This is a genomic window from Streptococcus sp. 2022WUSS135 (assembly GCF_044427045.1).
GTDB lineage: Bacteria > Bacillota > Bacilli > Lactobacillales > Streptococcaceae > Streptococcus > Streptococcus hashimotonensis.
Genome location: NZ_JAOTGL010000002.1, coordinates 110,856 through 119,028, shown reverse-complemented (window position 1 = coordinate 119,028; position 8,173 = coordinate 110,856). Strand labels below are relative to the sequence as shown.

At 44.9% G+C, this 8,173-nt stretch carries 8 protein-coding genes, 1 tRNA gene and 1 pseudogene; 9 read left to right on the top strand and 1 reads right to left on the bottom strand.

Translation table 11 applies throughout. The annotated features are described in order from the left end of the window. From ODU45_RS01735 to ODU45_RS01725, 3 genes and pseudogenes are all read left to right on the top strand, one after another. Positions 1-722, top strand: a 722-nt coding sequence (locus ODU45_RS01735; protein WP_398580639.1) for a transposase, incomplete at its 5' end; no start/stop codon positions are given. Positions 723-872: 150 nt separating this feature from the next. Then, positions 873-1,655: pseudogene (locus tag ODU45_RS01730) on the top strand (ABC transporter transmembrane domain-containing protein); the annotation flags it as partial. A 99-nt stretch (positions 1,656-1,754) separates the two neighbouring features. After that, positions 1,755-2,420 carry an ATP-binding cassette domain-containing protein gene (locus tag ODU45_RS01725; RefSeq protein WP_398580641.1) on the top strand — a complete coding sequence of 222 codons (666 nt, stop codon included), beginning with the start codon at positions 1,755-1,757 and terminating at the stop codon, positions 2,418-2,420. Between the two features lie 273 nt (positions 2,421-2,693). On the opposite strand, the gene ODU45_RS01720 is transcribed toward ODU45_RS01725, so the two are convergent. Further along, positions 2,694-2,775, bottom strand: a tRNA-Leu gene (locus tag ODU45_RS01720). A 124-nt stretch (positions 2,776-2,899) separates the two neighbouring features. Here ODU45_RS01720 and rsgA point away from each other — a divergent pair. The 6 genes from rsgA to ODU45_RS01690 are packed head-to-tail and all read left to right on the top strand — an operon-like array spanning position 2,900 to position 8,110. After that, positions 2,900-3,775 (top strand): ribosome small subunit-dependent GTPase A, encoded by an 876-nt coding sequence (gene rsgA, locus ODU45_RS01715; RefSeq protein WP_398580638.1) that lies wholly within the window; start codon positions 2,900-2,902, stop codon positions 3,773-3,775. A gap of 14 nt (positions 3,776-3,789) precedes the next feature. Then, positions 3,790-4,449, top strand: coding sequence for a ribulose-phosphate 3-epimerase (rpe, locus tag ODU45_RS01710; protein WP_136671326.1), 660 nt, complete (start codon positions 3,790-3,792; stop codon positions 4,447-4,449). Further along, a complete protein-coding gene (locus ODU45_RS01705) occupies positions 4,442-5,074 on the top strand; it encodes a thiamine diphosphokinase (protein ID WP_136671325.1) in 633 nt (210 codons plus the stop codon). Before rpe ends, ODU45_RS01705 begins: the two co-directional genes overlap by 8 nt. Then, positions 5,075-6,313 (top strand): DNA recombination protein RmuC, encoded by a 1,239-nt coding sequence (locus ODU45_RS01700; RefSeq protein WP_136671324.1) that lies wholly within the window; start codon positions 5,075-5,077, stop codon positions 6,311-6,313. Further along, the gene (locus ODU45_RS01695; RefSeq protein ID WP_136671323.1) at positions 6,303-7,244 is read left to right on the top strand and encodes a 3'-5' exoribonuclease YhaM family protein; all 942 of its coding nucleotides are present in this window, start codon (positions 6,303-6,305) and stop codon (positions 7,242-7,244) included. The genes ODU45_RS01700 and ODU45_RS01695 overlap by 11 nt, the downstream gene beginning before the upstream one ends. Next, entirely contained in the window at positions 7,244-8,110 is an 867-nt protein-coding gene (locus ODU45_RS01690; RefSeq protein ID WP_398580637.1) for an aminoglycoside phosphotransferase family protein, read from the top strand. Before ODU45_RS01695 ends, ODU45_RS01690 begins: the two co-directional genes overlap by 1 nt. The last annotated feature ends 63 nt before the right edge of the window (positions 8,111-8,173 follow it).

The window sequence follows — 8,173 nt, the reverse complement described above, 5'->3', positions numbered from 1 at the left end:
TGGCACACTGTCAAGAAAGAAATTGGTCCTATATTATCCGTATTCGTGACGGGAATCATTCTATGAAGTCAGGATTTAATCTCCCTGACACCTCTTGTTTTGATGAAAAATTTGACCTAAACATCTGCCGGAAACAGACCAATGAGATGAAACAACAGTATCAAAATTTACCTAATCACTATCGCTGTTTACCTAATCACTCACCCTTTGACTTTCTACCAAGCTCTAGCCGAAAAAATGATCCACTCCAGTTTTACGAACTTCATTTTCGAATGGTGCGTCTCGAAATCAAGCCGGGTTTCTTTGAAACTTTGGTGACAAATACGGATTATTCACCAGAAAAATTAAAAGATCTCTATGCTTACAGATGGGGCATAGAGACCAGTTTTCGTGACCTAAAATACAGTATCGGTCTGACTCATTTTCATGCAAAAAAGAAGGAAGGGATTCTCCAAGAAATCTACGCTCGCTTTATCAACTTTAATATTTGTAAATGGCTAACCTCACACGTCACCATTAAAACATCAAAGTTAAAACAGACTTATAAAATTTGTTTTTCAGACGCTGTTTATGCCTGTCGAAAATTTCTTAGAGCTGAACTCACTTCCTTCCAATTGGAAACCTACATTGCCAAACATTTATCCATCGTCCGACCTAATCGAACCTTCCAAAGAAAGATAAAAAGCAAGGTACCTGTAAGCTTCACTTATAGAGTAACATAATAGTTGAAAAATTGGGTTAAAAAACCTCCTTTTTGTGCACCCTAAATACAAAAACTATTCCCGTTTTGTCATGAACTGCTCAGACGGGAATAGTTTCTTCAATTGCTTAGTTGCTTAACTTAATGACATTGGGATTTTTGGCTAACCTTATCTTGTATTTTTGCAGTAGCCCTGCTCAATGTTGGCTTTCTGTACCAATATCGCTATATTATTGATGCTATTGCGGCTGGAGATAGACAAGCCTTTGTGTCTTATTTTGTGCTGATGGGGTTAACTGTCCTTGTCATGCTGGTCTTTGAATACATTCGTCAAATTGCCAATATCAGCTATCTCAATCAAGTAGGTTTCCAATTGCAGGCGACCTTTATTGGGAAAATTTTTAATTTACCTTTTAGGCAGTTTGTTGAGCAGGGGGCGGGAGCCTATATTTCACAGCTCAATAATGATTTGGAGACGGTGAAAGAAGACTATTACGACGCTTTCTTTACGATTTTTCAAGGTGCTTGTACCTTTGGCATTGCCAGTTTGGCCCTTCTTAGTTTGGATGGTCTGACCGCTATTTTCTTGATTCTGATTTCATTCTTGCCGGTTGTGATTCCCTATTTGTTTAAAAAGCGGAGAAGGCTCAATCAGGAGGCGATTTCGGACAGTCAGCAGGTCTATAATACAAGGGTTTCAGATGTCTTTCTGAGTTATTTGCAAGTGAAAAATAGCCGCCAAAGACAGCAGGTTTTGGATGGACTGAACGATTGCTATCAAGCAGTAAATGACAAGGTCGATCAAGCCACTCGAACGACAGTAACCATGCGGCTCTTAGTCGGTTTCGTCTTTTATCTGACCACTCTTTCGATTATCTTTATCGGTGGTTTTCAGGTCTTCTCTGGCGCCTTGACCATCGGTGGCTTGACAGCTATTCTGACCATTTCAGAGCAGTTGGTGGATCCCATTAATAGCATTGCGGCAGCCTTTTTGGACAGGCATGCCGTTAAGGAATTGAAGCAAGAGTTTGAGCTATCTACTTTGGGGCAAGAAATGAAGGGACAGGAACTGGCTTCAGCTTTCCAGAGCATGCAACTGGTTAAGGCTAGTTATACCATCGGTGAGAAGCAGGTCTTTGAAGACCTGACAGTAGCGTTTGAACGTGGCAAGAAGTATTTAATTCTTGGGGAAAGTGGTTCTGGCAAATCTTCCTTGGCTCTTATTTTGACCAAGAATAGCCAACTGCAAGCAGGGGATATTTACTTTGATAAAACCTCTCTTTCAGACTTGTCCTACCAAGCCATTCAAGATAAGATTGCTTATCTGCCACAAGAGGGATCCCTTTTCCATGATACGGTTCTTTACAACTTGACCATGGGACGGGAGGTTTCAGAAGATAGGGTGATGTCCCTCATTAAAACCATGAACCTTGACAGTCGTTTCCCAAGTTATGCTTCTTTGAGCGAGGAAATTAGTGATAATAGCGGACTGTCTGGCGGACAAAAGCAACGCCTGCTCTTGATTCGTTCCTTGCTGCAAGATAAGGACATCTTGTTGCTGGATGAAAGTCTGTCTGCCTTGGATCAGGAAACCTATACAGTAATTGAAGCCTACCTTACCTCACTAACAGATAAGACGCTCATTCATATTTCCCACCGTGTGTCCGATGATGTCCTTTCTCGTTATGATGGGGTGGTACGGATTGGGGAGAGCAATTAATACTCTTCGAAAATCAAAATCAGACGTTGTTGACTTGATTTGATGAGTGAAAGGCTCCAGTGGAGCTTTTCAGCCTGTTACCTTGAAACAAAATAGTAACAGGGTTCTATCTGCGTAAGTAGAAACGAACTACGTTCGCTCTATCTCCAACTTCCAAAGGTTCCCCAAACCTTTGGAGCTAGTCTATTTTTGATTTTCATTGAGTATGAATGAGAAGATATAAAAATGACCCCAAGTCATCAACTTTGACTTGGGGTTATCCTTTATAAATAATGCGGAGGAAGGGATTTGAACCCTCACACCCGATGGGCACATGCGCCTGAAGCATGCGTGTCTGCCGTTCCACCACCTCCGCTTGCTTTTTATTATACTATTTTTACATTGAAATGACTAGAGTAAAATGTAAAATCGAAACCGTTTGCGGTTTTTTCCTAGGAAATTTGGTATAATAGGGACAAGTACACACAAAGGAGTCTTCATTGCAAGGAAGAATTATCAAGGCCTTGGCTGGTTTTTACTATGTCGAGGCAGATGGACAGATTTATCAAACCAGAGCCAGAGGAAATTTTCGTAAGAAAGGACAAACGCCCTATGTAGGTGATTTTGTGGACTTTTCTGCGGAGGAAAACTCAGAAGGCTATATTTTAAAGATTCATGAGCGAAAAAATAGCTTGGTTCGACCTCCTATCGTCAATATCGATCAGGCGGTGGTTATCATGTCGGCTAAGGAACCTGATTTTAATGCCAATCTACTAGATCGTTTCATAGTGCTTTTGGAACAGAAGGACATGGATCCCATTATCTATATCTCTAAGATGGACTTGGTAGAAGAGCGGACGGAGATGGATGCCTTCAAGGCTATCTATGAGAAAATTGGCTATCCGTTTGTCTATAGTTTGGAGGAATTGACGCCATTATTGCAGGATAAGGTGACGGTCTTTATGGGGCAGACAGGGGTTGGCAAATCGACTCTTCTCAATCGCATTGCACCAGAATTAGCCTTGGAAACAGGGGCGATTTCAGATAGTCTGGGGCGTGGTCGTCATACCACTCGTGCGGTCAGCTTCTACAATGTCTTCGGTGGGAAAATTGCGGATACGCCAGGTTTCTCATCCCTAGACTATGAAGTCAAGGAGGCTGAGGCTCTGACAGATTGTTTCCCAGAAATTGCGGAAAGCAGCCAGAACTGCAAATTTAGGACCTGTACCCACACCCATGAGCCGGATTGTGCGGTCAAAGAAGCTGTTGCCAGCTCGGCCATTTCCCAAAGTCGCTTTGACAATTATCTTCAATTCCTCAGCGAAATCCAAAATCAGCGCGAAACCTATACCAAGGTAAGTAAGAAATTCAAATAGAAAGTTGGTTCTGTATGTCACATTATAAGATTGCACCGTCTATTTTGGCGGCAGATTATGCAAATTTTGAAAAAGAGCTCAAGCGTCTAGAAAAGACAGGTGTGGAGTATGTGCACATTGATGTCATGGACGGTCATTTCGTGCCAAATATCAGCTTTGGGGCGGATGTGGTTGCGGCTATGCGTCCTCATAGCAAGCTGGTTTTCGATTGCCATTTCATGGTGTCCAATCCTGAAAATCATATTGAGACCTTTGCCCGTGCGGGTGCAGATATTTTAACCATTCATGCAGAAGCAACGGTTCACCTGCATGGGACCTTGCAGAAAATCCGTGCCGCTGGTATGAAGGTGGGGGTGGTCATCAATCCAGGTACACCACTTGTAACCATTGAGCCTGTGCTCAACTTGGTGGATCAGGTTCTGCTTATGACGGTCAACCCAGGTTTTGGTGGACAAGCCTACATTCCAGAAGTGGCTGAGAAGATTGAGGCCTTGGTCAAACTTCGTGAAGCCAAGGGCTTGACCTTTGACATCGAAGTGGACGGCGGGATTGACGATAAGACCATTCATTCAGCCAAAAATGCGGGTGCCAATGTCTTTGTGGCTGGTTCCTATCTCTTCAAAGGAGACTTGGATGCCAACGTTGCCAAATTGAGAGCGGCCCTCCATGATTAAGATTGCTGTCATTGCAGGCGGTTCCTTTGACTGCCTTCCTGAGCCTGCCGACCTCTATGTGGGGGTAGATGCAGGCTCTCTTCGTCTTCTGGACCATTCCTTGCCTCTTGACTGGGCCATCGGTGATTTTGACTCGGTGACACCTGAAGAGTTGGGGCGGATAAAGGGTCAAGCAGAGCGGTTTCTGCAAGCTCCTGCTGAAAAAGATGATACAGATTTGGAGCTTGCCTTAAAGGAAATCTTCAAGGCATATCCGCAGGCCCAGGTTCGCATATACGGTGCCTTGGGAGGCCGCATGGACCACATGATGGCTAATCTCTTTCTGGCTGCAGAGCCGGACTTGGCAATTTATATGGAGCAGATTGAATTGGTGGACAGTCAGAACATCGTCCGTTTTCGACCTGCAGGTCAGCACCGTTTGTCACCGATTGCTGGTATGAAGTACATTTCCTTTATGCCGTCGGACCAGAGCCGCCTGACCATTCGTCATGCCAAGTACCCGCTGGATGCCAGCAATTATTTTTTCAAAAAATGTTATTCCTCTAACGAATTTATAGATAGAGACATAGACATTCAACTGGATAAGGGCTACGTGGTCCTTATCTACAGTAAGGATAAGGATTAGATGGATATTGTATTACTTATTTTGCTGATACTGGTCTTGATTGCCTTGGTTTTTCTTTATGGAAAATGGCAGAGCTTGGCCCTGCTTTTGCAAGATCAGGCAGAAGACACCGCAGACAACTTGTCTGATCAGCTCAGCTATCAACTAGAAAATGCAACCCTCAAACAGCAGCAAGCCATTCATCAGGAAGTGGAAAGACTCCGCACGGAGCTTTACCAACAGCTAACCGACATCCGTCAAGAGCTGAATAAGAGCCACTTGGAAACGCGAGATGCCACTGACCGTCGTTTGCAGGCCATTCAGGAGTCCAATGAAAAACGCCTGGAAGAAATGCGGCAGACGGTCGAGGAAAAGCTGGAGAAAACCCTGCAAACCCGCCTACAAGCCTCCTTTGAAACGGTGTCCAAGCAGTTGGAGTCAGTCAATCGTGGTCTGGGCGAAATGCAGACGGTGGCGCGTGATGTGGGTAGTCTTAACAAGGTGCTGTCTGGGACCAAAACCCGTGGCATCATGGGTGAATTGCAGCTGGGACAGATTATCGAGGATATTTTGACACCTAGCCAATATGAGCGAGAGTTTGCCACGGTTTCAGGCTCTAGTGAGCGCGTGGAGTATGCGGTCAAGCTACCAGGACGGACGGAAGGCGACTATATCTACTTGCCAATCGATTCCAAGTTTCCGCTGGCGGATTACTACCGCTTGGAAGATGCTTACGAAAGTGGGGACAAGGACCAGATTGACCTCCATCGGAAAAATCTCTTGGCGGCTATCAAGCGTTTTGCCAAGGGCATTCAGAGCAAGTACCTCAATCCGCCTGAAACGACTAATTTTGGTGTGCTCTTTCTGCCAACCGAAGGGCTGTATTCAGAAGTGGTTCGCAATCCCATTTTCTTTGATGACCTACGCCGGCAGGAAAATATCGTGGTAGCAGGACCGACCACCCTTTCTGCCCTGCTCAATTCTCTCTCCGTCGGCTTTAAAACCCTCAATATTCAACGGTCGGCCGATGATATTTCCAAGGTCTTGGGCAATGTCAAGCTGGAATTTGGCAAGTTTTCTGACCTCTTGCTTAAGGCTCAGAAACAACTCAATCAGGCCAGCAGCAATATTGACAAACTCCTAACCACTCGCACCAACGCTATCGAGCGTAGTCTTCGCACCATTGACCTGTACGAAGATGACCAAACCAAGGGACTGCTTGGCTTGTCCCCATTAGATGAGGAAGATAATGAAAATTAACCAAATGAAAAAAGATGAATTCTTCGAAGGATTCTATCTCATCAAGACCGCAGATGTCCGTCAAACACGGGCTGGAAAAGACTACCTAGCCCTGACCTTCCAGGATGATACTGGTGAGATTGAAGGCAAGGTATGGGATGCCCAGCCAGGGAAAATCAAGGATTTTACTGCTGGGACAGTTGTTCACATGCAGGGACGCCGCGAAGTTTACAATAATACACCCCAAGTCAATCAATTGGTCCTCCGTTTGCCAAAGGCTGGCGAACCCAATGACCCTGCTGATTTCAAGGAAAAGCCACCGGTGGATGTCAAGGACACCAAGGACTACCTAAGCCAGATGATTTTCCGCATCGAAAATGCCACTTGGCAGAGGATTGTCCGTGCTCTTTACAGCAAGTACGACAAGGAATTTTATTCCTATCCAGCTGCCAAGACCAACCACCATGCTTTCTATTCAGGCTTGTCCTTCCATACAGCGACCATGGTCCGCTTGGCTGATAAAATTGGTGACATCTATCCCCAGCTCAATAAGAGTTTGCTCTTTGCAGGGATCATGCTGCATGACCTAGCCAAGGTGATTGAACTGACAGGACCTGATAACACAGGCTACACTGTTCGTGGCAATCTGATTGGGCACATTTCCCTGATTGATGAAGAGATTACCAAGGTCTTGGTGGAATTGAGCATCGATGACAGTCTGGAGGAAGTGACTGTTCTGCGCCACGTTATCCTCAGCCACCACGGTCTCTTAGAGTATGGTAGCCCAGTCCGTCCGCAGATTATGGAGGCGGAAATCCTCCACATGATTGACAACATCGATGCGGAAATGATGATGATGCTATCGGCCTTGGACAAGGTCGGCCCAGGCGAGATGACCAACCGAATCTTTGCCATGGACAACCGAGCCTTCTATAAGCCCAATATCGACTAATGGTAGTTAAGATTTTATCTCGACAGCCCCTCACCAAAGGCTGGTCCACGGACCGAAAGTACAAGGTCCAGCTAGAAGATGGTCGCTTTGGTCTGTTGAGAATAGCAGAGCGACCAGCCTATGAGGCTAAGCGATTAGAGTTTCGATTGGTCCAAAGCTTGTTTGGGAAAGACTTGCCTGTGGCAGAGCCACTAAGTTTTTGGGCGGATGACTTGTCAGTCTACACCCTCTATGAATGGGTAGAAGGTCAGGACATGAATGAAGTGGCTTCCGATCTGTCTGATTCTGTCTTGTATGATTTGGGCTGTCAGTCAGGGCAGTTTTTGCGAACCTTGCATGCCCTACCGATTGACCAAAGTCAACGGGACTGGAGCAGTTTTTATCAGGCTAAGATTGACAGTAAAATCAAGGCCTACCAGGTAGCCAGTCATTCCTATCCAAATGGTCAAGCCATGATAGACTTTGTTCAGGCTAATCGTCACTTGCTTGAAGGGCGATCGATTGCCTACCATCATGGAGATTTTCATACAGGGAATTTTCTACTGGGAAGAGATGGAAAACTAAAAATCTTAGACTTTGATCGCTACGACATAGGAGACCCTTGGGAAGAATTCAACCGTTTGATTTTCACGGCAGATTTATCTCCAGTCTTTGCGTGTGGTCAGGTAGATGCCTATTTTGACGGAGCTATTCCAGAGGAATTTTGGAGACTTATGGCTCTTTATGTAACAGTAAATAGTCTAGGCGCTCTTTCTTGGGCAGAACAAGTAGATTCCGAACAAATTCCATTGATGAAGTTGCAAGCGCAGAAGATTTCTGAATGGTATGAATATTTTAATCATCATCTTCCAAAGTGGTATATGTAAGCGATAAACAAAATACGAAAAAGACGGACTTTTTAATCAAAAAAGTTCGCTTTTTGTAGTTTG